This is a genomic window from uncultured Bradyrhizobium sp. (assembly GCF_947648125.1).
GTDB lineage: Bacteria > Pseudomonadota > Alphaproteobacteria > Rhizobiales > Xanthobacteraceae > Bradyrhizobium.
On sequence record NZ_CANSMR010000005.1, the window covers coordinates 157,646 to 183,548 of the forward strand.

The window sequence follows — 25,903 nt, forward strand, 5'->3', positions numbered from 1 at the left end:
GGTTACCCCCTCTCCGTGTTGCCGTAACCAATTAGTTAACGAGCCGGCTGTACCCTGTCTGTGAGATAATAGCTCTCGATTGCTGACACATGTCTGATTGCTAAATGAGCAGTAACCTCAACACGCGCTACTCGATGCACGAGCGCGCTTCGCGTGATAGCTACGCGCGCAAAAATGAAGGAGACGAATCCACTCCTTCGACGGGTGAGGAATCCGTGCTCCAACACACGCCAAGCACCGAATTGCGCGAGGCATCGACCGCATCACGCGATCGACCGAACGAGAGCAAGCGAAAGCTGCGCGTTATCCTGGTGCAGACCCAGGCCGAGAACGCCGGCGCGCAGGAGATCTCGCGGCTGCTCGGCGCCGGCCTCACCGCGCGCGGTTATGACGTCGCCAACCTGTTCTTCTTCCGCAAATCGGATTCCTTCGACGAGCCACCCAATACGTTCTATTGCGCGCAGACCCGCCCCGGAAACCCGGTGGCGCTGCTGCGCATGCTGTGGACGCTCGCCGGCCATCTCAGGACCATCAAGCCCGACGTCGTCCTGACCTTCCAGCACTTCGGCAATGTGATCGGCGCAGGCGTGTCGCGCCTCGTCAGCCGCGCTCCTGTGATCGCCAACCAGGTATCCTCGGCGCTGTCGATGAGCATGCCGGTGCGCGCTGCCGACATCATCATGGGCTCGACCGGTTTCTTCCAGTGCATCACGCTGAATTCGCGGGACATGGAGCGCGAATATGCGCGCTATCCCGCTCCGTATCGATCGCGCATGAAGCATGTCCCGCACGGCTTCGACGACAAGTCGCACAGCCTGCCGAAGGACGTGGCGCGGCAGCAGTTCAAGCTGCCGCCGGACTGTACCCTGCTCGGCTGCGCGGCACGGCTGCACCCGCACAAGCGGCTCGATGCGGCCATTCGCCTGCTGGCTGCCGATCCGTCCTGGCACCTTGCGCTCGCCGGCCAGGGCGCGGATGAGGGACGGCTGAGAGCCCTGGCGGACGAGCTGAAGGTATCGGACCGGCTGCACTTCATCGGCGAGATTCCACCGCGCCAGATGGCCGATTTTCTGGCCTGCCTCGACGTCTTCGTGTTCCCCACGCAGGCCGAAACTTTCGGCCTTGCCGCGGTCGAAGCCGCGAGCGCCGGCATTCCATGCGTCGTCAACGATCTCCCCGTGCTGCGCGAGGTGCTGTCCTACCAGGGACAGCCTGCGGCGGTCTTCGTTGACGCGGCGAACGAGGCCGAATTCTCGGGCGCCGTGTCGAGGGTCCTGACCGATCGTGTGTTGAGCGACGGGCTGCGGCAAAGCGCCGTGGGCCTGAAGTCGCGTTATTCGTTGGATGCCATGATAGAAGAATACGTCCGCATACTCGGCGACGCTGTGGGGGCGGACACGCACTAGGAAGTTGGGCTGGCCATGATTATCGAGTTTCGCTGCGATCGCGAGCAGCCGCGGCTCTGGATGTGCCGCGAGTCGCTGCGCATCAACGATCAGGATATTCCCGTTCAAATCACCTGGACCACGACGCCGGAGCCGCGACCTGCCGGCCTCGACATGCTGTTCGAGCTCGAACGCATCGTCCTGCGCAAGGGCAAGACCGGCGGCGCCGACCGCTTGACGACGTTCCCGGAGCGTCCGCGCGCAGGCGCCCCTGACGTGGTGGTGGACTTCACCAGCGCCACGCGGGATCCGAACTGCTCCGCCAGGCTCTATCTCCGTCCGCGGTTCAACGGGCACGCGGGAGAAAGCGCCGCATTGGCGGCGATTCTCGCCGGCGATCTGCCGGTGATCGAAATCGTCAACGAGCTCGACGGCTCGGTGATGGACCGCGGCCATCCCTCCGCGGAAATCGCGGCCGGCCTCAGCGGCGGGCTCGACACCGTGATGGCACGCACGCTGTCGATGCTGGCTGCGATTCTGTCAGGCGCTCCGCGGCTGGTGCCGCAATTGGCTGCTCCGATGAGCGGCGGTATAGCGCCAAATCCCGCGCCCTTTGTCGTGCGTGGCGTGGCGACGTCGATCGCGAAGGAAATCTATCGCCTGTGCTGCTATGCGCCGCATTGGCATGTCGGTTGGCGCTTCGCCGGGAACACGGATATCTGGCGTACCGGCGACCTGTCGGGACCTACCTGGAACGTGCTCGGCGATCCCGGCAACCGCTTCTATGCCGATCCGTTTCCGGTGAAATGGCAGGGCCGGACGTTCGTCTTCTTCGAAGACCTCGACCACCGGACCGGCAAGGGCATCATTTCGGCGATCGAGTTCGACGGCAGCGGGCCGATCGGCACGGTGATGCCCGTGCTCGAAGAACCCTGGCATCTGTCCTACCCGTTCCTGATCGAGGATAACGGCGAGCTCTGGATGATCCCGGAAAGCACTGCGCACCGGGACGTTCCCATCTACAAATGCATCCGCTTTCCGGACAAGTGGGAGCGGCACTCAACGCTGCTGTCCGGCCTCGAACTTGCCGACGTGACAATCACGCAGCATAACGGCCTTCACTACATGTTCGGGGCCTGGCGCGACGGCACCGGCGGCTATTCCGACACGCTGGCGATCTATTACGCCGGGCAGTTGCTCGGCCCCTGGCAACCGCATACGGCCAATCCGATCCTGATGGATCGTGCGACCACGCGGCCAGCCGGAAACTTCGTGACCGTCAATGGAAGACTGTGGCGGCCGGTGCAGGACTGCACCAACGGATACGGCGCGGCACTCGGACTTGCGGAAGTGCTCGAACTGTCGCCGACGACGTACAAGCAGGCCGTTCGACATCTGCTCAAGCCCGGGCCGCTATGGACCGGGCGCAAGCTCCACACGCTCAACCGGTGCGGCCAGCTCGAGGTGATCGACGGCTCGCGGGTACAGCCCAAGACCACGGCGCTTCTGGCGAGCCTGCGGTCAGGCGACCGATCGTCGCAATGGGACTGGCACAGCGCGCTGGCGAAGCCGATCGCACGGCGGCTCCACTAGAGCGGGATGACGCTTCTTCGAATCATCACCCGCTCTATCTCTTTTTCGAGCATGATCTTTTTGGAAAACCGCTGCACACTTCTCCGGATCATGCTCTAGCACTTGAGCAATCGATACGACGGCTCAGTTCGGCTCGGCGCTCAGCACGCCGCCGAACTGCTCCCAGGAGCTCCCTGTCCAGCGCTGCAGCTGAAGCTGCGTATAGGCCATGCTGTTGGCGGGGCCGGTGTTGATCGTGATGCCCGGCATCAGCGTCGGCAGCACAAGTCCCTTGATGTTGCGCGCCTGCTTGACGATGTTCTCGCGCGACAGGTCGTCGCCGCACTGCTTCAGCACCTGCTCCAGGATCTGGCCCTGCTGGGTCCCGAACAGATAGTTGCTGTCACCGATATCGGCACCCGGAAGATACTTCTCGAAGTGGGCGCGATACCATTTGACGCCGGGATCGTCGGCCCATCTCTTGTCGTTCGGATCCTTCGCGATGGTCGCCACGACGACGCCGACCGCCTTGTCCGCGCCGGCCGGCACGATGGTCGAGGACACCGAGCTCGACACGTAGTTCACGATGGTGAGCGGCGTCCAGCCGATTTCGCTTGCCTTCTTGATCGCTTGCGCGGCGAATTTCGGCGTGCCGGCGATCAGGAATGCCTGGGCGCCCGACGCCTTCAGCGTCACCACGCGGGATTCGATGGTGGGCTCGGTGACCTCATAGGGAGATGTAACCACCTTCCTGTCGAACTCGCCCTTCAGGGTTTCCTTGAACGCGGCCACGAAGTCACGGCCGAGATCGTCGTTCTGGTAGAGGATCGCGATCTTCGCGTCCGGCGCCGTCTGGGCAATGTATTTGGCGTAGACCTTTCCTTCGGTGTTGTAGCTCGGCAGCCCGGTGGTCGTCAGCGGAAACTCGGCGAAGTTTGCAAACTTGGTCACGCCGCTGACGACGAAGAGGTGCGGCACCTTCTTCGCGGTCACGTATTTGATGGTCGCACCGATGCCGGGCGTGCCCAGCGGGCTGAACAGGAACGCCACCTCGTCGCTCTCGATCAGCTTGCGGGTCTGCTCCACCGCCTTGGGCGGCGAATAGGCATCGTCATAGGTGATGAGGTTGATCTTGCGGCCGTTGATGCCGCCGCGATCATTGATGGAATGGACGTAGGCGATGAGGCCCTTGCCGGTATTACTGAGCGGGGATGCCGGACCGCTGAACGGGAATGTCGCCCCGATCCTGATTTCAGACTCCGAGACGCCGGGCGTTTCCGCGCGGACCGCAGTGGCGGCAACGGCCGCGAGCATCGCAATGGACACAGCAAACGTCTTCACCAACATGAACTCCCCCTGAACTCTTATGAACTGACCGGCTGTTCCGACCGCCGCGCCACGCCTACCAGGCTTCGCCGAACGGCCTGATCTCGACGTTGAACGACCACGCGCTGCGGTCCTGATGGGCGACGTGCCAGACCTCGTCGGCGATCGCTTTCGGCTTGATGAAGAAGTCGTCCGGCCGCTCCGGCCAGCGCTTGCGCGTCCATTCCAGATCGATCACCGCATCGATCACGAGATAGGCGACGTGGACGCCTTGCGGCCCGAGGTCGCGCGCCATCGCCTCGGCCAGAATGCGCTGCGCCGCCTTGGTCGGCGCGAACCCTGCGAAACCGGCCTTGCCGCGCAATGCCGAGGTGTTGCCGGTCGCAACGATGGCGCCCTTGCCGGCGCTGATCATCGCCGGAGCAAACCGCCGCGCCAGGTACAGCAGGCCCATCGTGTTGACCTGGAAGTTGCGGTTGAGAATCTGCGGATCGATCTCGCGGAAGGTGCCGAACGCCCCGCCGACGGCGTTGTGGATCACGACACTGGGATGGCCGAGATCGCGCTCCACGGTCGACGCCACCGTCTCGACCTGCACGGGGTCGGACACATCGCATCGATAGGCCTTTGCGCCCGGCAGCTGCTGCTCCAGCGCGGCGAGGCGCTCCTCGTTCCGGGCAAGAAGTGCGACCCGATAGCCGCCTTCAGCGAACCTCCGGGCAAGCGCCGAACCGGTGCCGGGCCCAACGCCGGATATCAGACAGACGGGTGCGGTCATGCAGTCAATCCTCCGCGTTGCGGCCAGTAGTTATCGAGATCAGGCGGCCGCCTTCGACCGCAGCTTCTCGACGTAGGGCTTGAGGTCCGGCCTGATGTGCTCGTGCTCGACCAGCCGGGCAAAATGAGCGAACATCAGCGGATACGCATCCTGCACCCCTGGATGCAGGATCTTGTCCAACCCCTGCTTCTGCAGTTGCTCGGTCCGCGCGTGCTCGTTCATGAACAGCGCAAGCTCGGCGGCAAGGCAGATGTCGGCAATCGAGATGCCGTTCCCGACCAGCGCCTCGCGCCGGGGCGACAGTGCTTGCTCAATGCCCGAGGCATAGATCGCGAACGCATCCTTGGCGCGGGCATGAATGGCCGCGTCGACCGTGCCGCCCGATAGCGCGAGCAGGTAGATTTGCGTGTCCCGCGCAAAGACCAGGCTGACGTCGAGGAAGCTGTCGATCCTCGACGCCTCGTAGGCGTCGCGTCCATAGAGAGGGAAGTTCGCCTCACCGAGCCGCGCCACCGCGCGCATGATGCTGTTCGATTCGAAAATCCCGACCTTGCCGTCGGCGCCGAACGCGGCCGGCACGTTGCCGAATGGCTGCGCTGCCATGAACGCATCGGTCTTGAAGAGCTGCGCGCCGGTCAGTCCGACCCGGCCGGTCCGTGCCAGCGACGACAGCGAGGCGCGTTCCTGCTCGGTGAGCGGATGAGCGTCGTAATCCCACAGCCAGTCGCGCAACTCCTTGCCGGAGGCGCCTCGCACCTCGACGTCGACGCCGCAGAACCGCGCTGCAATGGTTGCCTTCCAGACCCGCGGGTTCGGCAGATAGGAGAAGATGCGCAAGGCGGCCATGATGGCTCTCCGGGTACTCTTGCTTCAGGCGGCCAGCTTCAGGATCTTGACGACGTCGCCGGGCTCGCGGATCGGCTGCGGGTTCGCACGCGTGAAGATCGACAGCATGGCGTTCTTGCCGATCAGCTCGAAGCGGTCTTCGCCGACACCGACATCGGCCAGCCGCCGCGGCAGGCCGAGCTCCGCGATGAAGCCAGCGAAGGCTTCGCTGGCGTCACGGCCGGGCGCACCGAGCGCGGCGGCGATCGCTTGCTGGGCAGCTTCCGTCGCGGGGCGGTTGTAGCGAAGCACGCTCGGCATCATCACCGCCGTGCAGAAATAGTGCGGGACGTCGCAGGTGCCGCCGAGCACATGGCCGATGGCGTGGCTCGCGCCCATCGGCACCCGCGACTGCAATCCGAAGGCCGACAGCCATGAACCCAATTGGCAACTCAGCCGCGCCGCCTCGTCGTCGGGATTGGCCTTGGTACGCAGCAGGCCGTCATGCAGGTAGCGCAGCCCCTGCTGGCACACCGCATCGACCAGCACGTTGGGGCGACTGGAGCAGATCGCCTCGATGCCGTGGTCCATCGCGCGCGTGCCGGAGCCGAGCCAGAGTTTTTCCGGCGTGTATTTGGTGATGGCCGGATCGAGGATGATGCTGCGCGGCATCATCATCGGGTGATTGAAAATCTGCTTCAGCTTGCGGCTGGTGTCGGTGACCAGCGCCCCGGAATTGTACTCGCCGCCCGAAAGCGTGCTGGGGATCGCGATCATCCGGACTTTTGGGTTCCGGAACGGCCCGAACCGGCGGTCCGGCGTGGTCTCGAAGCCGTCGAGGCCATCAGGTTCGAAGATCTCGTGCTCCATGCACATCAGAACGATCTTCGCCGCATCGACCACCGAGCCGCCGCCGATGGCGACCACGAGGTCCGCCTTGGCTTCGCTGGCTTGCCGCGCGATCTGCGTCACCACATCCCGCGTCGTGTGCTGCGGTACGCCGTCGAAGGTCGCGGCATGGCGATCGCCGAGCGCCTTGCGGATCTTCTCGATCTCGTTGGTCGTGGTGTTCAACGTCCGGCTGACGATCAGATAGACGCGCTTGGCGCCCAGCCGTTCGGCCTCCTCGCGCAGCGCTTCGGCCGCCGGCTTGCCGTAGATCACGGATTCCATGCTGGGATATTGATGGCTGCCGACGACGCCCATGCTGTTTACTCCCTCGATGAATCCGTGAATTGCGCTGCCGGTCAGGCCGACAGCTTGGTGAAATCAGGCTGACGCCGTTCGGCGAAGGCAGCGAAGGCCTCGCGCGCTTCCGGTGTCGTCAGCCGCTCCTTGAACAACACGCCTTCCTCGGCGATCTGCGCCGCGATCCGTTGCTGCTCGCGCATCAGCTTTTTGGTCATGCTGAGCGAACCGGCCGGCCGCTTGGTCAGCGCGACCGCCGCGTCATGCGCCTTCTTGCGCAGATCGGCCTGCGGCACGACGGCATTGGCGAGGCCGGATGCCACCGCGCCCGCCGCATCCATCGGCTCGCCGAGCGCAAACATCGCATAGGCGCGTGCGTGCCCGATCCTTAAGGGAAGCAGCCAGCTGGATGCTGCCTCCGGAACCAGAGCCAAATTGACGAAGGGCGTGATCAGCCGCGCGTTCTCGGCGAGGTAGACCAGATCGCAATGCAGCAGCATGGTGGTGCCAACGCCGACCGCATTGCCCTGCACGGCCGCGACCAGCGGCTTGCCGACCTTGCTGATGGTCTCGATGAAGCGATGCGCGGGGCTGTCGACCGTGCTCTCGCCGCGCGCCTGGCTCGCGAAATCGGCGAGGTCGTTGCCTGCGGTGAAGCTGTCGCCGTCGCCCTGGAACAGGATCACGCGGACGGACGGATCCGTCTCGGCCTGCTTCAGCGCGTTCGACATCGCGTCATACATGGCGCCGGTCAGGGCATTCTTCTTCTCGGGCCGTTGCAAGGTCAGCGTCATGACGCCGGCGCTGACCTCCACTTTGACATGCTCGGTCATGGCACTCTCCCGTCAGGCGACCGCGCGGGCCGCCGTGGTTTCGAACTTGCCGTCGAGGAAGCCGGTCAGCCGCTGCCGGATGATCGCTTCGGCCTCGGTCATGATGCGGTCGATCAGCTCCTTCACCGTCGGAATGTCGTGGATCAGGCCGACCACCATGCCGCAGCTCCAGGCACCGGCATCCATCTCGCCGTCGATCATCACCTTCGGGTAGACGCCGGCGACCTGCTCGTGGATGTCCTCGATCTTCAGCCTGGCGCCCCTCTCGCGCTCGATCTCGAGCAGCTCATCGACGCCCTTGTTCTTCAGCACGCGCTCGGTGTTGCGCAGCGCGCGCATCACAAGGCGGGTATCGAGCTCGTCGGCATCGAGCAGCGCCTGCTTCACATTGGCATGGACCGGCGCTTCCTTGGTCGCGATGAAACGGGTGCCCATGTTCATGCCGGCGGCGCCCATCGACAGCGCAGCAACGAGGCTGCGTGCGTCCGCCATGCCGCCCGAGGCCACGAACGGGATCGTCAGCTCGTCCGCCGCGCGCGGCAGCAGGATCATGTTGGGGATGTCATCCTCGCCGGGATGGCCGCCGCACTCGAAGCCGTCGACGCTGACCGCGTCGCAGCCGATCTTCTCGGCCTTCAGCGAATGCCGCACCGAGGTGCATTTGTGGATCACCTTGATGCCGGCGGCCTTGAGCGCCGGCATATACTGCTCAGGGCTGCGGCCCGCGGTTTCCACCGCCTTAACCCCGCCCTCGCGGATCGCTGCGATATATTCGGGATAAGGCGGCGCGGTGAAGCTCGGCAGGAAGGTGAGGTTCACGCCGATCGGTTTGTCCGTCATGTCACGGCAGCGCGCGATCTCCTTCGCCAGCAGCTCCGGCGTCCGCTGGGTCAGGCCGGTGATGATGCCGAGGCCGCCGGCATTGGACACCGCAGCTGCCATCTCGGCGAAGCCGACATAATGCATGCCGCCCTGGATGATCGGATGCTGGATACCGAACAGTTCAGTGATTGCTGTCTTCACAAGTCTCTCCCGCGTTTCCGATCAGTGGACGATTTCGAACAGACCGGCCGCGCCCATGCCACCGCCGATGCACATGGTCACCACACCGTATTTCGCCTTGCGCCGCCGGCCCTCGATCAGGAGGTGGCCGGTGAGCCGCGCCCCGGTCATGCCATAGGGATGGCCGATCGCGATCGAGCCGCCGTTGACATTGAGCTTGTCCGGATCGATGCCGAGCTTGTCGCGGCAATAGATCACCTGTACCGCATAAGCTTCGTTGAGCTCCCAGAGATCGATGTCGTCGATCTTGAGGTTATGCCGCTTCAACAGCCGCGGGATCGCGGCGACCGGGCCGACCCCCATCTCGTCCGGCTCGACGCCGGCGGCGACAAAGCCGCGGAAGATACCGAGCGGCTTCAAGCCCTTCTGCGCGGCAATCCGATCGCTCATGATCACGCAGGCCGAGGCGCCATCCGAGAGCTGGCTGGCGTTGCCGGCGCTGATGGTCTTGCCCTCGAACACCGGCTTGATTTTTGCCAGGCCGTCCGCGGTGGTGTCGGGACGTGGACCTTCATCCTTGGACAGCGTCACCTGCTGGAAGCTGACCTCCTTGGTGTCCTTGTTGACCACGGCCATTTTGGTCGTGAATGGCACGATCTCGTCGTTGAAGCGGCCGCCCTGCAGCGCGGCGCCGACGCGGCGCTGGCATTCGAGGCTGTATTCATCCTGCCTGTCACGGCCGATCCCGTAGCGCTCGGCGACGACTTCGGCCGTCGCCAGCATCGACATGTACATTTCGGGCTTCATCGCCATCAGCTCGTCGTCGACGGCATGGAACCTGTTCATGTGCTCGTTCTGCACCAGGCTGATCGACTCGATGCCGCCACCGATCGCGATCTCCACACCGTCGAGCATGACCGAACGCGCGGCGACCGCGATCGCCTGGAGCCCGGAAGCGCACTGCCGGTCGATGGTGGTGCCGGCCACCGTGACCGGAAGTCCGGCGCGGATCGCGCCTTTGCGCGCGACATTCATCACCATGGTGCCCTGCTGCATGGCGCAGCCCATCACCACGTCCTCGACCTCGCCGGGCGCGATACCGGCGCGCTTGACGGCTTCGGCCATGACGTGGCCGGCCAAGGTCGGGCCGTCGGTGTTGTTGAGCGCGCCGCGATAGGCCTTGCCGACGCCGGTGCGCGCGGTGGAAACGATGACTGCATCCTGTGACATGCTTGCCTCTCTGGCTTAGGCGACCGCGTCGAGCTGCGCGAAGCGCAGCACGTGATAGGCGGGATCGCCGAACTGGATGTTGATGGAGGAAATCCGCTTGAAGTAGTGGCCGACATTGAGCTCGTCGGTCATGCCCATGCCGCCGTGCAGCTGCACCGCCTGGTCCGCCACGAACTTGCCGGCATAGCCGATCTTGGACTTGGCGCCCGATGCGAGCCGGGAGACGCCGGCCTCGTCGTCGCTGAGACTGAGGCTGAGATGCTGCATCAGGGACAACGCTTCCTGATGCGCGATGAACATGTCGACCATCCGGTGCTGCAGCACCTGGAAGCTGCCGATCGTGACGCCGAACTGCTTGCGCGTCTTGGAGTAGTCGAGTGTGGCGTCGTTGAGCTCGCCGATCGCGCCGACCGCCTCGGCACAGAGCGCGCCGATGGCGCGGTTGCGGCAGGCCTCCAGCGCGGCGACGCCCTCGCCTTCCCGGCCGAGCAGTTCGCCGCGTACGCCGCGCAGGCTGATCTCGGCCGCCCGGCGGCCATCGATGGTCTTGAAGCTCTGCAGATCGAGATTGGCGGCGCGGCGATCGACTACGAACAGGCTGACGCCGCCGCGATCGTGACGATGACCCGAGGTCCGGGCGGAGACGATCAGATAATCCGCCCAGGGCGCGGCCAGCACCGCCGTCTTCTCGCCGGTGAGGACATAGCCGTCGCCCTCCCGGCGCGCCGTGGTGGTGACGGTTGCAAGATCGAAGCGCGAGCCTCTCTCGGTCCAGGCCAATGCCCAAAGCTTCGATCCCGCGATAATATCTGCGATGAAGGCCTGCTTCTGCACGTCAGACCCGAGCTGCTCGATCAGGCCGCCGGCAACGACAACGGTCTCGACGAACGGCTCCACGACAAGATGGCGGCCGAACTCCTGCATGATGATCATGGTCGACAGCGGCCCGCCGCCGAGCCCGCCGACGGCTTCCGAGAATGGCGCGCCGAGCAGGCCGAGCTCGGCGAACTCGGCCCAATGCTTGCGGCTAAAGCCGTCCTCGCTTGCGACGATCTTGCGGCGCGCGTCGAAGTCATACCGGTCGCGCAGCAGCCGCTGCACGCTGGACCGCAACAATTCCTGCTCTTCCGTGAACTGGATATCCATCCGATCCTCTCGTGCCGCCACTGCTAGAGCGCGATGAGATGCGCTCTGGGTCCGTGTTTGAGCATCATGCTCTAGAGACCAAGCACCGCCTTCGCGATGATGTTGCGCTGGATCTCGTTCGATCCGCCGTAGATCGAGAGCTTGCGCGAGTTGAGATACTTCTCCGACGCCGTGTGGCCGTAGTCCGGGCCCGGCATGAAATGGTTGGCGCTGACCGGATGCTCGCGGATCGCAAGGCCATCATTGCCGATCGCCCGATGGGTCAGCTCGGTGATATCCTGGAAGATCTCGGTGCCGCGGATCTTGAACAGCGAGGCCGCCGGCCCCGGATCGATGCCGCGCGCCATCTGGGCGACGACCCGAAGCTCGGTCGCCTCCAGCGCCAGCACGTCGAGCTCGACGCGGGCGATATCCCTGATGAATTCGAGATGCGCCGGATCGTCTTCCGGGATCTCGGCTTTCACGATCTTCTTCAGTCGTGCGATGTAGCGCGTCGAGCGGCCGATGCCGGCCATGCTGGTGCGCTCATTGCCGAGCAGGAATTTGGCGTAGGTCCAGCCCTTGTTTTCCTCGCCGATCAGGTTCTCGGCGGGGACGCGGACGTTCTCCAGGAAGACGTCGTTGACCTCGTGCGAGCCGTCGATGGTGATGATCGGGCGCACCGTCACCCCTGGCGACTTCATGTCGATCAAGAGAAACGAGATGCCGGATTGCGGCTTGGCGGCCGGATCGGTGCGGACCAGACAGAAGATCCAGTCGGCATGCTGCGCCAGCGTGGTCCAGGTCTTGTGGCCGTTGACGATGTAGTGGTCGCCGTCGCGCACCGCCTTGGTGCGAACGGTCGCAAGGTCGGAGCCGGAGCCCGGCTCCGAATAGCCCTGGCACCACCAGTCTTCGCCGGACAGGATGCGCGGCAAGAACTTCGCCTTCTGTGCCGCGTTGCCGAAAGTGTAGATGACGGGACCGACCATGGTGACGCTGAACGCCAGTGGCGGCATGGTGCCGGCGCGCGTCGTCTCCTGCTCGAAGATGAAGCGGCGGGTGATCGACCAGCCGGGCCCGCCATATTCCTTGGGCCAGAGCGGCGCGATCCAGCCCTTCTTGTGCAGGATGCGATGCCACAGCAGCATCTGCTCCTTGGAGAGATCGGTCTCCGGATTGGGGACGCGCATCTCCGCCGGATAATTGTCCTTGATGAAGGCGCGGACGTCGTCGCGAAACGCCGCGTCTTCAGGGGATAGCGCCAACTCCATCTGCGATGCTCCCTACCACTTCTCGCCGAAGGGCCGAATTTCCAGCTCGAAGGTCCAGGCACTCTTCGGCTGCTGGTAGAGCTGCCAGTAGGACGTCGCGACCGAAGCGGGCGGCATCAACAGATCGGGATTGTCGAGCGCGTTCGGGCCGAGCGCCTCGATGCGGCGCTGCCGCACCCATTCGGTGTCGACGCCGGAATCGATGATCAGATGCGCGACGTGGATGTTCTTCGGTCCGAGCTCGCGGGCCATCGCTTGCGCCACTGCGCGCAGGCCGAACTTGGCACTGGCAAAGGCGGCATAACCGCTGCCGCCGCGCAACGATGCTGTTGCGCCGGTGAAGAAGATGTTGCCTTCGCCGCGCGCCGTCATCAACCGCGCCGCCTCGCGTCCGGCCAGAAAGCCGGAGTAGCAGGCCATTTCCCAGACCTTGCGGAACACGCGCTCGGTGGTCTCCAGGATCGGGAAGTTGACGTTGGCGCCGATGTTGAAGATGCAGACCTCCAGCGGCGCATGCTTGTCGGCGTCATTGAGGAATGCGGTGATCTCCTCCTCCTTGCGCGCGTCGAGCGAGCGCGCATGGATCTCGCCGCCGGCGGCCTCGATCTCCTTGACCAGCGGCGCGAGCCTGTCGCCGTTGCGGCGGCCGGCGAAGACCGTAAAGCCCTCGGACGCGAACTTCTTGGCGATCTCGCCGCCGATGAAATCACCGGCACCAATGACGGCCACCGTCTTGTTTCTCTTCTGCATGGTGTACTCCGGTCTTGTTTGAGTGAACTGGCTTGTGGCGTCGGCTCAGCCTCAGCTGCGCAGCGACTCCGCCAGCTTGTGCTTCAGGAGCTTGCCCGTCGATGTCGCGGGCAGCGCGTCCATCAGGATAATCTCCGACGGGCGCTTGTACGAGGTGAGTTGCGGGGCAATATGGGCCATCAGGTCCTGCACGGTGGCGGTCGAACCCTTGATCAGCTGCACAAAGGCAATGACCTCCTCATTGCCCTCGACCGGCCGGCCGACCACGGCGCACTGCACAACGGCGTCGTGCGTGCTCAGCACCGCCTCGATCTCGGCCGGATAGACGTTGAACCCGGAGCGGATGATCATCTCCTTGGTGCGCCCGACGATGTAGAGGACGTCATTCTCGAAGCGGGCGAGATCGCCCGTATTGAACCAGCCGTCGGGATCGATCGCCTTGGCGGTCAGATCAGGCGCGCGGTAATAGCCGCGCATCACATTGGGGCCGCGGACATGCAGCTCGCCGACGTCGCCTGATGCAACCGGCTTGAGATCGCGGCCGACCAGTTTTGCTTCGAGGCCCGGCATCACGGCGCCGACCGCGTGGTCGGCCCGCGGGTTGTCGGGCCGAACACCGGAGATGCCGGGCGAGCATTCGGTGATGCCGTAGCCGTTGAGCAGCGGCAGCCCGAGCTCCTGCTCGACCCGGGATTTGAGATCGAGATCGAGTGGCGCACCGGCCACCGAGATCACCCGCAGCCGGCCGCGATCGAGCTGCGGCAGGCCGGCGTTGCGCCGGTATTCGAGCAGGCGCTGATAGGTGGCGGGCACGCCGTTCAGGATCGTGATGCCCTCCTCGGCCATCGCCTTGACCAGCGCGGCCGGATCGTACTTGGCGACCAGGCGCACGGTGGCGCCGACCATCAGGGTCATTGTCAGCAGCGAGATGCCGACGATATGCGAGATCGGCAGCACGCAATATTGCACGTCGTCGGCCGCCATCTTGCGGAAACCCGCGGTGCCCCGGGCGCTAAAGAGGAGATTGCGATGGGTCAGCATCACGCCCTTCGGCGCGCCCGTGGTGCCGGACGTGTAGATCAGGACCGCGACCTGGTTGGCGCCATCGGCTTCGACCGGCTCGGCCGTGGTCGCCAGATTCAGGCCGGTGACGGCAACGCCGCGGAGCGGGCCGACATCCTGCACAACAGCCTCATAGCGCGCAGCATGCGCGGCCGCCTCTTGGGATACATCGGCGGTCAGCAACACACGGCGGGCGCCGCTGTGATCCCTGATCTGATCCAGCTCACGCGGCGACAGCCGCGGATTGACAACGATTGACCAGACATCGAGCCGGCTCGCCGCCAGCAGCAGGCAGGCCAGCGAAATCGAATTCTCGCTCACGATCATCATGCGGTCGCCAGCGCGGATGCCCAGCGCCTGCAATGCCTCGGCGACACGGCCGACCGTTCGATCGAGCTCGCGATAGGTCAGCCGCCCCTTGTCGTCGATCAGCGCCGGATGATCCGGTGTCGCCGCGACGTGGTGATCGATCACCTCGTGGATGCGATTCGGCAAGCCTTCCACACTTCCTTCGATAATCCGGATCGGCGCCTGCACTGAAACCTCCCTGTCGCTACCCTTTGGGCTTGTTGTGTTAAGGAATTTTTCCGCTCAGGCGGTCTTGCGCTGCCCGGCAGCTAGCTGTGCGACGATCTCTTCCTCGACTTCGCGCACCTTGTCCTTGCCGAAGAAGATCTCGTTGCCGACATAGAAAGTCGGCGAGCCGAACGAGCCGCGCGCGACCGCGTCGCTGGTGTTTTCGATCAGCTTCTTTTTGACGTCATCCTGCTGGGCACGGGCGATCAGACGATCGATGTCGATGCCCGAAGACAGGAACGCCTCGCGGAAGACCTGCGGGTCGTCCATCTTCTTCGGCTCAACCCACATGTGCTTGTAGGCCGCGCGGAAGTAGGGCTCGAACACACCTTCGAACTGTGCGGCCACCGCGCCGCGCATCAGCGCCAGCGTGTTCACCGGAAAGAACGGGTTCATCGCGAACTTCGTGACGTTGTGGCGGCGCAGGAAACGTTCGGTCTCGAGCGCGTTGTATTCGGGCTTGTTCTTGATCCCGCGCAGCGATTCGCCGGGCGACATGTTGCCGGTTGCCTTGTAGACGCCGCCGAGCAGCACCGGGATGTAGTCGAACTTGACGCCGGTGCGCTTCTCGATCCCGGGCAGCGCGAGCTCGGCGAGATAGGCGTTGGGGCTTCCGAAATCGAAATGGAATTCGACCTTGAGCGGAGCAGCCATGGAACGCCCTTCCCTTCGATGGGCGGCAATCACCTGTCGCCGCCGGTTGATCGTGGCTCGGACCATAAGTTCTATTTTAGAACTGTCAATATGATATTTGTCATCCAATGATCGTGCGACGGGCCCTGCGTAGGCATCCTATTGAAATGACGTAAGTTCTGTTTTAGAATTTTATGTGCGATACCGCCGCAGATCGCAGGAGACGCCGATGAAATGGGATACCCTCGAGGAGGAGCCGTGCTCGCTGGCCCGCACGGTCGCTGTGATCGGCGACCGCTGGAGCCTATTGATCCTGCGCGAATGTTTCCTGCGCATCCGCCGGTTCGATGACTTCCAGGCATCGCTCGGGATCACGCGGCATCTGCTCGCCGACCGGCTGAAGAAGCTGGTGCGCTTCGGCGTGCTGCGCAAGATTCCCTATCAGGAGGCGCCGAAGCGCTACGAATACATCCTGACGCAGAAGGGCCTCGACCTCTATCCGATCATCATGTCGATCGTGCACTGGGGTAACGTCCACATGGTCGATGCGCGCGGCCGGCCGTTGCTGCACGAACACAAGACCTGCGGGAAGATGTTCGATCCGGTCATGGTCTGCTCGGAATGCGGCGAGCCGCTGAGCGCGAAGGCGGTCCATGTGCATCCGGGCCCCGGTGCTCGGAAATCGTCGCCGGTGCACGCCAGCGCGCGGGAGCGCGCCAAGCGCGCCGCTGAATCGAGCTAGCTCATTCGGGGTGACGGCGCGGCCATCAGCGCGACGTTGCCGCCGAGCAGGCACCCGACAGCACGGCCGCCGGCGAAGCCGATGCGGACGCGGATTTCCGATAGACGCCCCATCGCCCTGCCCTGCAGGATTCGGATCTCCTGGTCGTTCGCAGCGACAAGGCCGGCATCGAGCAACCCGAATGCCAGCGCCGCGGCCGCGATGCCGGTTGCGGCATCCTCGCGATAGCCGGACGAGCGCGGGAATTGCCGCGCCTCGAACAGGCGCGCCTCGCGGTCGATCACCGCGAACGGATAGAGCCCGGTCGATCCGATCCGGCCGCACACCGCTTCGACGGCCTCGGCCGCGGGATCAAGCGCATTCAGCGCCTCGGGAGAGCGCATCGGAATCAGGGTCTTGATCCGCGACGTGACCGCATTGCAGGGCGTAGCCCCGCCGATCGCATCCGGCCCGACCGCGAGCGCCCGCAGCACGTCAGCGCGTTGCGCATCGGTGAGCGGAACGGTCTTCCCGGCCGGCTGGGTGATTTCGACACGGGGCTCGCCGCTATCATCCCGGTTGATGAAGCCGGTGACGGGACCGCTGCGCGTCGAGATCCGGATCTTATCTCCGGGCAGCTTGCCATGGCGCGCCAGCAGCCAGAGCGCGCCGATGGTGGCGTGGCCGCACATCTCCATTTCGTGGTTCGGAACGAAGAAGCGGAACGTGGCGTCGAAATCGTCGCTCTGCGCCGGCAACACGAAGCCGGACTCGTGACCATGGCGGCGGGCGACGTCCTGCATGTCGGACGCGCTCATGCCGCTTGCATCGACCACGATCGGACAGGGATTGCCGCCCTGCCCATCCACCGTGAACACGCTGACCATCTCGGCTGTCGTCATGATGTTGCCCGCTCGTCTCGCGTTGCTACTTGACCAGCATCGCGCCGGTTTCCGGATGCTGCAACCAGCCGAGCAGCGCCGCGTGGAAGCGCGCCGGCGCCTGGATCTGCGGCGAATGGCCGAGGTCGGGGAATTCGATCAGCTGCGCATGCGGGATCCGCTTCGCCGCCTCCTTGCCCAGCACCGGATAATTGCCGAGCGTCTTGCGGATCTCCGGCGGCGCGGTGTCCTTGCCGATCGCGGTGGTGTCCTTGTCGCCGACAAACAGCAGCGTCGGCGGCTTGATCTGCTCGAATTCGTAGAACACCGGCTGGGTCGCGATCATGTCGTAGAGCCGCGCCGAGCTCGACGCCACGGCGGCGCGGCCCTCCCCGCGATACATGCCGGCCAGCATCTGCACCCAGGTCTCGTAGGACGAATCCCAGGTGTCGGCATAGTAAGTCGCGCGTTCATAGGCGCGGATGCTGTCCGCGGTGACGCGCGTCTCGCGCTGCATCCAGCCGTCGAGGCTGAGCCACGGCACGCCCTTGGCCTTCCAGTCCTCCAGCCCGATCGGATCGACCAGCACCAGGTGGTCGGTGGCCTCCGGATACATCAGCGCGTAGCGCATCGCCAGCATGCCGCCGGTCGAATGGCCGACCATGATCGCATGCGCGATCCCGAGCGAGGCGAGCAGCGCGCGGCTGTTGCCGGCGAGCTGCTGGAAGGTGAATTGATAGCGTTCCGGCTTGCTGGATTTGCAGAAGCCGATCTGATCCATCGCGATCACGCGATAGCCGGCGCCGCTGAGCGCCTTGATGGTGCCGTCCCAGGTCGCGGCACAGAAATTCTTGCCGTGCAGCAGCACCGCGGTCTGCCCGTTCGGCGTCGCCGGCTTAACGTCGAGATAGGCCATGTCGAGCTGCTGCCCCTGCGAGCTGAAGCGGTAGTGCTTGACCGGATAGGGATAGTCGAAACCCTGCAGTTCCGCCCCGTAAGCCGGCTCGGCGGCCGATTGCGCCCATGCGCTGGACGAACCGAGCGCAACGGTCGCAGCGACGGCGAGATGAAACAGGGTTTTCAGGTGCATCTTGGCAAATCCGGAACTCGGGGGCGACGTCGTGATGCCGTAGCCGAACGGCTGGGCGCCATCCAGCGCCAACAGATGATTTGTTCGTGATCCGGCGGTGAAATTACGCCGGATCGAACGCCCGGATCGGCGGCAGATTGCCGTTGAAGCGCTCCACCTCGACGGTGGTGAGCTGGCCGGTGCAGCCCTGCGCGAAGGATGACGTGCCGACGTCGCGGGTCAGCACGTTCGGATTGCCGTGCACGCAGAGCGGCGCCTCCTCCTCGGGGTCCATCGGATCGTACCAGGCGCCGGTCGGCAGCTGCACCACGCCGGGCGCGATGCTGTCGGTGACATGCACCGCGGCAAGGCAGGCGCCGCGCGCATTGAAGATGCGGATGATGTCGCCATCGGCGATGCCGCGCGCCTTGGCATCGTGCGGGTTCATGCGCGCGACCTCGCGGCCGCGATGCTTGGCCTCCAGCGAGTGCCCGCCGAAGTCGAGCTGGCTGTGCAGCCGCGTCACCGGCTGGTTGGCGACGAGGAAGCACGGCGAGCCAGATGTCGGCGTATCGGTCTTCGCGAGCCAGACCGGATGGCCCGGACAATCCGCATCGCCATGGTCAGCGATCTTCTGCGAGAAGATCTCGATGCGCCCGCTCGGCGTCGGCAGCGGCCGCGCGACCGGGTCCTCGCGGAAACGGCGCAGCGAGCCGCCGTCGTCGAGATGTTGCGGCACGACCAGGCTGCCGCGCGCCCAGAATTCATCGAAGTGAGGGGCCTCGAGCCCGCGCGCGGCGAGCGCCTTGCGGGTCGGCTCAAAGAGATGTTCCAGCCATTGCCGCGAGGAGCGCCCTTCGGTGAAGGGCTCGCGGGCCCCTAACCGCTCGGCGAGATCGGCGAAGATCTCGTAGTCGTCGCGGGCGAGGCCGAACGGCTCGGCGATGCGGTGCATGGCGACCATCAGCGGATCGTTGCTGGAATAGCCGATGTCCTCGCGCTCCAGCGTCATCGTCGAAGGCAGCACGATGTCGGCGTGGCGCGCCGTCGCGGTCCAGGCGAGCTCATGCACCACCAGCGTGTCGAGCCGCGCAAACGCCTTGCGCAGGCGGTTGAGGTCCTGGTGATGGTGGAACGGATTGCCGCCCGCCCAATAGACCAGCCGGATATCCGGATAGGTGCGCGTCTCACCATTGTAGCGATAGGCGGTGCCGGGATTGAGCAGCATGTCGGCGATGCGCGCCACCGGAATGAAGTCGGCGACGCCGTTGCGCCCCTGGCCGAGCGTCGGTCCGGGCACCGCATTGACGCGACGCCCGTAATAACCGATCGCGCCGAGCGAATAGGCATAGCCGCCGCCGGGCAGGCCGATCTGGCCGAGCGCTGCCGCCAGCACCATGCCCATCCACACCGGCTGCTCGCCATGCTCGGCGCGCTGCAGCGAGTGAGACACGGTGATCAGCGCGCGCCGCCCGGCAAGCCGTCGCGCCAGCGTGCTGATCGCATCAGCGTCGATGCCGCAGATCGCCGCGGCCCATGCGGCGCTCTTGGGCTCACCATCCGACTCGCCGGTCAGATAGCGCAAAAACACCGGCCAGCCCTCGGTGTAGCGATCGAGGAACGCCTGATCGTGCAGGCCCTCGCTGACCAGGGTGTGGACGATGCCGAGCATCAGCGCGGTGTCGGTGCCGGGTGTCGCCGTCAGCCATTCGGCGCCGGCCTCGACAGGCAGATCGTCGCGCAGCGGACTGACCAGGATGAACCGGCAGCCGCGCCGCTGCGCCGCTTCCATCGCGCCGCGCTCGACATGCTTGCTGATCGAGCCGCCGGCCACCATGGAGTTCTTCAGCGCCATGCCGCCGAACGCCAGCACGATGTCGGTCTCGGCCGCGATCTGCTCCCAGGTGACGTTGCGCTTGGTGATGTCCTCGTAGCCGGTCAGGATCTGCGGCAGCAGCACCGAGGACGCGCCCGAGGAATAGGAGTTCACCGAACGGACATAGCCGCCGAGTGCGACGTTGAGGAAGCGATGCACCTGGCTCTGCGCGTGATGGAAGCGGCCCGCGCTCGACCAGCCATAGGAGCCGCCGAACACCGCGCCCGGGCCGATCGTGTCGCGAACCCGCGCGAGCTCGCCGCCGAGCAGATCGAGCGCCTGCTCCCAGCTGACGGAGACGAAGTCATCGCGGCCACGACGATCGTCCGGACCGGGACCGCGCTCGAGCCAGCCGCGGCGGATCGCAGGCTGGGCGATGCGCGCCTGGTGGCGCAGCGCGCCGGGGAAGTTGTTGATGATGCCGTTCGGATCGGGATCGCCGCCATAGGGCCGGACCTCGAGGCCCGCCTTGCCGAGCCGCGCCGAGAACACGCCCCAATGCGAAGTATGCGGCTTGAAACCATCGGACAGATCGAGGCCGGGATCAGGGTAGCCAATGGTTTCGCTCATCGAGTTTCCTTCATCCGCGGGCCGGCGGTCAGGCCACGCCGGTCGCAACGCGTCGGCCAGTATAGTGATCCAATCGGCGCGCGGTACCCGCTGACCGGATATCGCCCCGTGCCTTGCCGGCATAACTGCGGCGACGGTGGCGGAGCACCCCGCCGCAGGGGCGCGCAGCCAAAATATCGAAAACAACCCCATGCACAGTAGCGGGCGGGCCGCCGGCGTTCGACAGGTCAACTTGACACGTCGGGCAACTCAGGGGTATTTTTCCAATATTCCGAAATCGTGCAAGCGCCCCCTCGCCCCCAACAACGGGGCGACGATTGCGCTTGCGACCGAAACCCCTCCCCACAATTCAAATCGCACCGGCACCCGCAGCGAGTGATCGCCTGCGCGCGTGCCGCGCGCGCTCCGGAGACCATCGACATGACCATTGCACCTGACATCACCGTGCCGACGATGCCCGCCGCCAACGGCCAGTGCCAAGCCGCCGCGACACCGCGCATAAAACTCTCGCGGCGCGGATTCGCCATCGACCACCCCGACCGGAAGCTCGGCGAAGCGCTGATGGCGAACGCGCTGGGCGCCGCCGATCGCGAGGCGATGGACGGCATCCTGCGGCAATTGGTCAAGGCCAGCGTGAGCGGCGGCAAGGCCTGCGAGGTCAACCTCGCCTTCATGATCTCGATGGTGAAGAGCATTGGCCCGCGGGATTCCGTCGAGGCCATGCTGGTGGCGCAGATGGTGTCGGTGCATGTGATGGCGATGCGCTGCGCCCATCACCTCGCGCATGCCAACGACCTCGCCCAGCACGACAGCGCCGCGCGGGCGCTCGGCCGGCTCACCCGCACCTTTCCCGCCCAGATCGACGCGCTGAATCGTTATCGCAGCCAGCGCGAGCCCGCCATCACCGTGCAGAATGTGAAGGTGGAGGACGGCGGCAACGCCATCGTCGGCACCGTCACCCAGCATGCGAGCGTGATCGTCTCCGACCAGACCCCGGCCTCCGCGGCGCGGGCACCGAGGCCCGCGGACGCCAGGCAACGGCAGGACGCTGCCGATGCCAGGCAGGACGCGCAGGCATGAGCGGTCACGTCAGAACCACCAGCCCGATGCGGGCGAGCCCGCGCTGCGGCGCCAAGACCCGCAGCAGTGGCGCGTGCCGCGCGCCGGCGGTGCACGGCAAGACGCGCTGCCGCATGCACGGCGGCGCCAAGGGATCCGGTGCGCCAAGGGCAAACCGGAACGCGCGCAAGCACGGCCTGTTCACCAGGGATGCGATCGAAGAGCGAAGGCGGATACGGGAGGTGTTGGGGGAGGTGCGGAAGGTGCTGGAGGGGATGAAGTGATTAGTTGCGGTGCGTGCGCTAACTATATGCGCGATTCAGAGATCGTCCGAGCGTGATCCGCCCGGCCCGGGTTGAACCGAAGCCGAGATTGAGATAGATCGCAGCGACGACAGATATTTGAGTGCACTGTCACCGCAGTTGCGGCAGATAATTGATCGCGCGAGCAATCGACGCCAACGTGTCATCGGTCCGGCCGTATGTGAATTCGTCAGAGAATACTTCGACGGTCCCGGAGTTCTTTGGATAACGAAACTGATGTTGCAGATGATATTCACTCAGGCTGTCGATCACCTTTATCGAATTCGGCGAGAGAATAAGGCCTGCGTCGACAGCGAGTTCAAGCAATTGATTTAGATTGTGCGCCAAGGGTGGACGATCGATCTTTTTCGTCTTATCGACGCCAGCGTATTGCAGGTATGCCTTGAGCCCGTTCTCTAGCGCGAATCCAATCAGCAAAAAGAAAGGAAGTATGTGTGGTCTGCGCGTGCTCCTGTGATGAGCAGCCGCGATCGCGGCTGCCCCCTCCATTAGGGATACGGCGTAGGCCAGACGATCTTCCGGATCTTGGGGCAACGGCTCCGCTGGCACTGTGATCAATTTCCCTCACCATCCGCTGCGATCACGTGAAACCACAGCCCTAAAGATTTCTGCAGCAGAAACTTCCGTTCATCAGTTTGAACACTGATCTCGTTGCCAACATCAAGTCCGCTCATCAACGTCGAGACGATCTTGCCGCGTGCAGACTCATTGAGCTCTGGCGTGGTTGCCGCAATCAGCGCGCTGTAACCGAGCAGGCATTTCGCGACATCCGCTGCACCTTGCGCGCCGCTGCAAATCATTGTGATCGCGACCACATTCTTCTCGCCCTTCTTGGATTCGACCATCATGCCAAGCACGCTGCCGATCTTGAAGTTGCAGACGGTTCGCTTGTCCTGACCTCCGTCTAAACAGCCAGCCGGAACGACGTCATCCTTGATAGCCATCTTTGCGAGTGACTTTTTAATGTCAGCTCGCACCGAGACAAAGGTGATTGGTTGGAGGCTGTCCGTGTCCGCCCTGGCTGAGGCGGTGAAAAACGCGACGCAGACGGCCGCAAAGATGATCCTGAAAACCATCGTGGTCCAAAAAATTGCGAACTGAATTACGATCTACTATAGCGAGCGCGCTTTTTTCGGCCAGTACTTTCGATTGCTCATCGCGACAAATGCACCAGATTTAGCGTTTCTAAATCACGGTAACAGTGCTGGACTGCACCCCGTAAGTGAAACACGCTAATCTCTGTGACAGGCAATTGCGGTCACAGTGTACTGAATCGCCAACGAGGAGTTTAAGTGCACTGTCACCGTAATTCGGGCCGGGTAAAACAGGCACAAATCGACAATCCTCAGTCCGCCTTGATCGCAGCAGGGGGCACACTGATCCGCCCATTCGAGAACTTCACTGCCTCGAGATTTACCGCTTCGGCAAGACCTGCCCTTTCCAACCTCCGCCTTAGAAAGATTCGGGCCAACCCGTCTAGAAGCGAGGCCAGACCAATCTTGGGCCGCTCCAACGCATTCATAACCCCGTGATAGATACCGAACAGACCAAGCAGGACGCCGAACACAATCGACAATGGCGAGGACTTAGTTAGCCAGCCGGAAAAATAGTTCAGCACCGCTCCTCCAGCGAATAGCAGAATGGTGACAGTTCCGATGAGGTCGAATATGCGCACTGTTCTAGTCGTCCATTTTGCGATAGCGTGCACACTAGCCTCTCGCGACGTTCGGAGCGACATAGCCGCATTGAGCGCCGAATCTCGCTGTAAAGCAATTATCTCGGCGCTCGCGCGCAGACTCTCTGCCTCAGCGGCACGTTCTTCCTCAACTCTGAGATGCTCTGCTCTTTGAGCAGCATCAAGTCTGAGATGCTCGGCTTCTTGGGCGGCCAGCTGTGCGTCAAAAGCTTTCTTCTCCTCAGCTATGGTAGCTTGCCGCATCGCCTCTAAAAGCTCTGCCGCATTGTCAGCCGTGACGACCTTCTCATTGTTGAGCGTTTGATCGGCCAAGCGGCGAAGACTACGGTGATCACTGATAAGGAGCTCAAATTCCTCCATCTTCTCAGGCGTAAACTCCTTCAAGCGCTCAGCAACCGCGTCCCGCACCTCGCCCCGAACCCGCAGCACGCGCTCGCATGCGGCCAGCAATTGTCCGCGAGGTATGCGTTCGGCGACACCGAGCCCCGTTCTTAGCCACGCAACTGTTGCCAGTTCACGCTGATGTATGACCGGATTTTCTTGAGTTTCGTACAGAAGTCGGCTTGCAAGACAATATTGGCGCGAGTGCTGCACGAAGCGCGGATTGCGCGTGACGAAAATGTAGCCACACTGAAAAATGTCACCGCTGTGCCTGCCTGTTCTTAGGCGCATAGTGAGAGCAAGGCTTGCCGCATCGTGCTCCCTCGGTGCAACGTCATGAACCCAATTGATTGAAGAAAAGTAATCTTCGTAGAGCGCGTCGGTGAAGTATCGGTGCGTGTCCGGTCGTTGCTTTAGGTCAATTGGCAGAACTGTGATACCCGCGCGGTCCAGCGCACGCTGCGGATCATTCGCTACAGCCTGGACGTATTCGGGCATGACCTCGCGCTTAAGAATCGCCTCGTGCGTATAGCCATGACGCCGCACATCAGGAAGCGAAAGCATGCTGGTGAGATTTCTGCGAATTTCATCACACGTTACTGGGAACACAACGAGGTTGCAGCCTATGCCCTTGAGAGCGTCGAAGATCATTCGCACGTCTTCTTTTAGAACTGTTCCTGAACACCCCAAAAAGTCGAGCGCTAATGGCGCGTCAACCGCTACTGTCAAATTAACGCGACCTTCAATTCCAACCGGTCTAACGAAATCCTCGACGACCTCGGTTAGCAGCCCAATGGACGCGAGCTGAGCCAAATTTGGCACCGCGTCTGCGCGCTTCTCGCAGATGTGCTGAACGAACCTTGCCGCCATATATCGGTCATCGCTCGGAAGGGGCTCGCCTCCCTCCTCAAGCTCGGCGAGTATTCGCGTATCGTCATTGTCGAGTTTGAGCCGTGCAAGCTCGTTGCTGAATGACGCCGGATTGTAGGCATCGAGCGAGACCAAGAATCGTATCAGAATATCAGTAAGGTCTTGCCGGGTTCGCTTGTAGTTCAGCAGCTCACTTAGATGTGGCGAGAACGTCTCAAACTCGTCGATGATTTCCTTTAGGACACGATCGATTCCAACCTCATCTGTCGCTTTGCTCTCGTACGTGACGATGTATGCGGCTTGCTGCCCCTTTCGAGCCGCCTCCTTCAAGTAGCCAGCTTTGAGCAATCGAGGCGTTAAGGTATTGGCAATGTCAGTGGTAAAGCGCCATCGATACACCTTTCGAACACCGAGAGCCAAAAGACGCGGGTCAAAAAAACGACCATTCATCTTCTCTAAGATGGGCTCAAAGAATGGAAGGATTGCATCAAGGACATCCTGCTGCCCCGGCTGCAATTCGCTGAGCGCAGCGTAAACGCGCAGTGCGCGCCTTGTTACTCCTGACATGCTTCCCCCAAGCCGCCGCGAGCGCCACGCCACCTCTACCTGACCGAGAGACGCCCACAGGTTGTCGAAATGATTGATTCGACCAGACGATAGCCACAGGCATGCAGACTTAACAGCTATGCGAAAGTGGAATCCCTAGGAATCCAAAAGCACGTTGCATGCAATCTAAAGGGTGATTTGCAGGATGTTCTTGGATTATCAGCGCTTTTGGAACCGCTGACGCACCACCCAGAATGAAGCTGCGACCTCATATATCATTGAAATCGTGATATAAAACTCGAACGGACCTGCCCATCGGCTCTGCCGCTCGCTGCTAGGCCCTCCACCCACC

General features: G+C 63.5%; 23 protein-coding genes. 5 read left to right on the plus strand and 18 right to left on the minus strand.

The genetic code is table 11. From position 1 onward, the window contains the following. Positions 1–215 precede the first annotated feature (215 nt). Both Q0030_RS12265 and Q0030_RS12270 read left to right on the plus strand, forming a co-directional pair. Positions 216–1,406, plus strand: coding sequence for a glycosyltransferase family 4 protein (locus Q0030_RS12265; protein WP_298366963.1), 1,191 nt, complete (start codon positions 216–218; stop codon positions 1,404–1,406). A 15-nt stretch (positions 1,407–1,421) separates the two neighbouring features. Beyond that, positions 1,422–2,978 (plus strand): hypothetical protein, encoded by a 1,557-nt coding sequence (locus tag Q0030_RS12270; protein WP_298366965.1) that lies wholly within the window; start codon positions 1,422–1,424, stop codon positions 2,976–2,978. A gap of 123 nt (positions 2,979–3,101) precedes the next feature. Here Q0030_RS12270 and Q0030_RS12275 read toward each other — a convergent pair whose 3' ends face one another. The 12 genes from Q0030_RS12275 to Q0030_RS12330 all read right to left on the minus strand — a co-directional run bounded on the left by Q0030_RS12275 (position 3,102) and on the right by Q0030_RS12330 (position 15,580). Continuing rightward, positions 3,102–4,304 carry an ABC transporter substrate-binding protein gene (locus Q0030_RS12275; protein ID WP_298366967.1) on the minus strand — a complete coding sequence of 401 codons (1,203 nt, stop codon included), beginning with the start codon at positions 4,302–4,304 and terminating at the stop codon, positions 3,102–3,104. A 55-nt stretch (positions 4,305–4,359) separates the two neighbouring features. Further along, positions 4,360–5,061 (minus strand): SDR family NAD(P)-dependent oxidoreductase, encoded by a 702-nt coding sequence (locus Q0030_RS12280; protein WP_298366970.1) that lies wholly within the window; start codon positions 5,059–5,061, stop codon positions 4,360–4,362. Between the two features lie 39 nt (positions 5,062–5,100). Next, positions 5,101–5,907 carry a glutathione S-transferase gene (locus tag Q0030_RS12285; protein ID WP_298366972.1) on the minus strand — a complete coding sequence of 269 codons (807 nt, stop codon included), beginning with the start codon at positions 5,905–5,907 and terminating at the stop codon, positions 5,101–5,103. Between the two features lie 24 nt (positions 5,908–5,931). Continuing rightward, the gene (locus Q0030_RS12290; RefSeq protein ID WP_298366975.1) at positions 5,932–7,092 is read right to left on the minus strand and encodes an iron-containing alcohol dehydrogenase; all 1,161 of its coding nucleotides are present in this window, start codon (positions 7,090–7,092) and stop codon (positions 5,932–5,934) included. Positions 7,093–7,133: 41 nt separating this feature from the next. Continuing rightward, positions 7,134–7,907 (minus strand): enoyl-CoA hydratase-related protein, encoded by a 774-nt coding sequence (locus tag Q0030_RS12295; RefSeq protein WP_298366977.1) that lies wholly within the window; start codon positions 7,905–7,907, stop codon positions 7,134–7,136. Positions 7,908–7,919: 12 nt separating this feature from the next. After that, a complete protein-coding gene (locus tag Q0030_RS12300; protein ID WP_298366980.1) occupies positions 7,920–8,930 on the minus strand; it encodes a nitronate monooxygenase family protein in 1,011 nt (336 codons plus the stop codon). Between the two features lie 21 nt (positions 8,931–8,951). Next, positions 8,952–10,139 (minus strand): acetyl-CoA C-acyltransferase, encoded by a 1,188-nt coding sequence (locus tag Q0030_RS12305; RefSeq protein ID WP_298366982.1) that lies wholly within the window; start codon positions 10,137–10,139, stop codon positions 8,952–8,954. 15 nt (positions 10,140–10,154) lie between these two features. Next, the gene (locus tag Q0030_RS12310; protein WP_298366985.1) at positions 10,155–11,285 is read right to left on the minus strand and encodes an acyl-CoA dehydrogenase family protein; all 1,131 of its coding nucleotides are present in this window, start codon (positions 11,283–11,285) and stop codon (positions 10,155–10,157) included. Between the two features lie 71 nt (positions 11,286–11,356). Further along, complete coding sequence (locus Q0030_RS12315; protein ID WP_298366987.1) at positions 11,357–12,538, minus strand: acyl-CoA dehydrogenase family protein; 1,182 nt, start codon at positions 12,536–12,538, stop codon at positions 11,357–11,359. Positions 12,539–12,550: 12 nt separating this feature from the next. Continuing rightward, positions 12,551–13,288, minus strand: coding sequence for an SDR family oxidoreductase (locus Q0030_RS12320; protein ID WP_298366989.1), 738 nt, complete (start codon positions 13,286–13,288; stop codon positions 12,551–12,553). Positions 13,289–13,339: 51 nt separating this feature from the next. Continuing rightward, the gene (locus Q0030_RS12325) at positions 13,340–14,854 is read right to left on the minus strand and encodes a class I adenylate-forming enzyme family protein (RefSeq protein ID WP_298367313.1); all 1,515 of its coding nucleotides are present in this window, start codon (positions 14,852–14,854) and stop codon (positions 13,340–13,342) included. A gap of 87 nt (positions 14,855–14,941) precedes the next feature. After that, positions 14,942–15,580: a 2-hydroxychromene-2-carboxylate isomerase gene (locus Q0030_RS12330; RefSeq protein WP_298366992.1), complete on the minus strand. Its 639-nt coding sequence runs from the start codon at positions 15,578–15,580 to the stop codon at positions 14,942–14,944. Positions 15,581–15,788: 208 nt separating this feature from the next. Here Q0030_RS12330 and Q0030_RS12335 point away from each other — a divergent pair, with 208 nt between their 5' ends. Beyond that, positions 15,789–16,301, plus strand: a complete 513-nt coding sequence (locus Q0030_RS12335; protein ID WP_298366994.1) for a helix-turn-helix domain-containing protein — start codon at positions 15,789–15,791, stop codon at positions 16,299–16,301. Here Q0030_RS12335 and Q0030_RS12340 read toward each other — a convergent pair. The 3 genes from Q0030_RS12340 to Q0030_RS12350 all read right to left on the minus strand — a co-directional run bounded on the left by Q0030_RS12340 (position 16,298) and on the right by Q0030_RS12350 (position 20,676). Then, positions 16,298–17,182 carry a PhzF family phenazine biosynthesis isomerase gene (locus Q0030_RS12340; protein WP_298366997.1) on the minus strand — a complete coding sequence of 295 codons (885 nt, stop codon included), beginning with the start codon at positions 17,180–17,182 and terminating at the stop codon, positions 16,298–16,300. The genes Q0030_RS12335 and Q0030_RS12340 overlap by 4 nt on opposite strands. 25 nt (positions 17,183–17,207) lie before the next feature. Further along, positions 17,208–18,251 carry an alpha/beta hydrolase gene (locus Q0030_RS12345; RefSeq protein ID WP_298367316.1) on the minus strand — a complete coding sequence of 348 codons (1,044 nt, stop codon included), beginning with the start codon at positions 18,249–18,251 and terminating at the stop codon, positions 17,208–17,210. A gap of 103 nt (positions 18,252–18,354) precedes the next feature. After that, positions 18,355–20,676, minus strand: coding sequence for a molybdopterin guanine dinucleotide-containing S/N-oxide reductase (locus Q0030_RS12350; RefSeq protein ID WP_298366999.1), 2,322 nt, complete (start codon positions 20,674–20,676; stop codon positions 18,355–18,357). A 420-nt stretch (positions 20,677–21,096) separates the two neighbouring features. On the opposite strand from Q0030_RS12350, the gene Q0030_RS12355 reads away from it, so the two are divergent. Together Q0030_RS12355 and Q0030_RS12360 are read left to right on the plus strand one after the other, a co-directional pair. Next, positions 21,097–21,756 carry a hypothetical protein gene (locus Q0030_RS12355; protein WP_298367001.1) on the plus strand — a complete coding sequence of 220 codons (660 nt, stop codon included), beginning with the start codon at positions 21,097–21,099 and terminating at the stop codon, positions 21,754–21,756. Then, on the plus strand, positions 21,753–22,019 hold the full coding sequence (locus Q0030_RS12360) for an HGGxSTG domain-containing protein (protein ID WP_298367004.1): 267 nt from the start codon (positions 21,753–21,755) through the stop codon (positions 22,017–22,019). The genes Q0030_RS12355 and Q0030_RS12360 overlap by 4 nt, the downstream gene beginning before the upstream one ends. 129 nt (positions 22,020–22,148) lie before the next feature. On the opposite strand, the gene Q0030_RS12365 is transcribed toward Q0030_RS12360, so the two are convergent. From Q0030_RS12365 to Q0030_RS12375, 3 genes are all read right to left on the minus strand, one after another. Then, positions 22,149–22,616 (minus strand): hypothetical protein, encoded by a 468-nt coding sequence (locus Q0030_RS12365; RefSeq protein ID WP_298367006.1) that lies wholly within the window; start codon positions 22,614–22,616, stop codon positions 22,149–22,151. After that, positions 22,613–23,134 (minus strand): hypothetical protein, encoded by a 522-nt coding sequence (locus Q0030_RS12370; protein WP_298367009.1) that lies wholly within the window; start codon positions 23,132–23,134, stop codon positions 22,613–22,615. Before Q0030_RS12370 ends, Q0030_RS12365 begins: the two co-directional genes overlap by 4 nt. A gap of 269 nt (positions 23,135–23,403) precedes the next feature. After that, positions 23,404–25,572 (minus strand): hypothetical protein, encoded by a 2,169-nt coding sequence (locus tag Q0030_RS12375; protein WP_298367011.1) that lies wholly within the window; start codon positions 25,570–25,572, stop codon positions 23,404–23,406. Between the last annotated feature and the right edge of the window lie 331 nt (positions 25,573–25,903).

Coding starts and splice junctions, on each gene's coding strand:
- Q0030_RS12270 (WP_298366965.1), top strand. CDS start 1,422: ATGATTATCGAGTTTCGCTGCGATCGCGAGCAGCCGCGGCTCTGGATG.
- Q0030_RS12275 (WP_298366967.1), bottom strand. CDS start 4,304: ATGTTGGTGAAGACGTTTGCTGTGTCCATTGCGATGCTCGCGGCCGTT.
- Q0030_RS12280 (WP_298366970.1), bottom strand. CDS start 5,061: ATGACCGCACCCGTCTGTCTGATATCCGGCGTTGGGCCCGGCACCGGT.
- Q0030_RS12285 (WP_298366972.1), bottom strand. CDS start 5,907: ATGGCCGCCTTGCGCATCTTCTCCTATCTGCCGAACCCGCGGGTCTGG.
- Q0030_RS12290 (WP_298366975.1), bottom strand. CDS start 7,092: ATGGGCGTCGTCGGCAGCCATCAATATCCCAGCATGGAATCCGTGATC.
- Q0030_RS12295 (WP_298366977.1), bottom strand. CDS start 7,907: ATGACCGAGCATGTCAAAGTGGAGGTCAGCGCCGGCGTCATGACGCTG.
- Q0030_RS12305 (WP_298366982.1), bottom strand. CDS start 10,139: ATGTCACAGGATGCAGTCATCGTTTCCACCGCGCGCACCGGCGTCGGC.
- Q0030_RS12310 (WP_298366985.1), bottom strand. CDS start 11,285: ATGGATATCCAGTTCACGGAAGAGCAGGAATTGTTGCGGTCCAGCGTG.
- Q0030_RS12315 (WP_298366987.1), bottom strand. CDS start 12,538: ATGGAGTTGGCGCTATCCCCTGAAGACGCGGCGTTTCGCGACGACGTC.
- Q0030_RS12320 (WP_298366989.1), bottom strand. CDS start 13,288: ATGCAGAAGAGAAACAAGACGGTGGCCGTCATTGGTGCCGGTGATTTC.
- Q0030_RS12330 (WP_298366992.1), bottom strand. CDS start 15,580: ATGGCTGCTCCGCTCAAGGTCGAATTCCATTTCGATTTCGGAAGCCCC.
- Q0030_RS12335 (WP_298366994.1), top strand. CDS start 15,789: ATGAAATGGGATACCCTCGAGGAGGAGCCGTGCTCGCTGGCCCGCACG.
- Q0030_RS12340 (WP_298366997.1), bottom strand. CDS start 17,182: ATGACGACAGCCGAGATGGTCAGCGTGTTCACGGTGGATGGGCAGGGC.
- Q0030_RS12345 (WP_298367316.1), bottom strand. CDS start 18,251: ATGCACCTGAAAACCCTGTTTCATCTCGCCGTCGCTGCGACCGTTGCG.
- Q0030_RS12350 (WP_298366999.1), bottom strand. CDS start 20,676: ATGAGCGAAACCATTGGCTACCCTGATCCCGGCCTCGATCTGTCCGAT.
- Q0030_RS12355 (WP_298367001.1), top strand. CDS start 21,097: ATGACCATTGCACCTGACATCACCGTGCCGACGATGCCCGCCGCCAAC.
- Q0030_RS12360 (WP_298367004.1), top strand. CDS start 21,753: ATGAGCGGTCACGTCAGAACCACCAGCCCGATGCGGGCGAGCCCGCGC.
- Q0030_RS12370 (WP_298367009.1), bottom strand. CDS start 23,134: ATGGTTTTCAGGATCATCTTTGCGGCCGTCTGCGTCGCGTTTTTCACC.
- Q0030_RS12375 (WP_298367011.1), bottom strand. CDS start 25,572: ATGTCAGGAGTAACAAGGCGCGCACTGCGCGTTTACGCTGCGCTCAGC.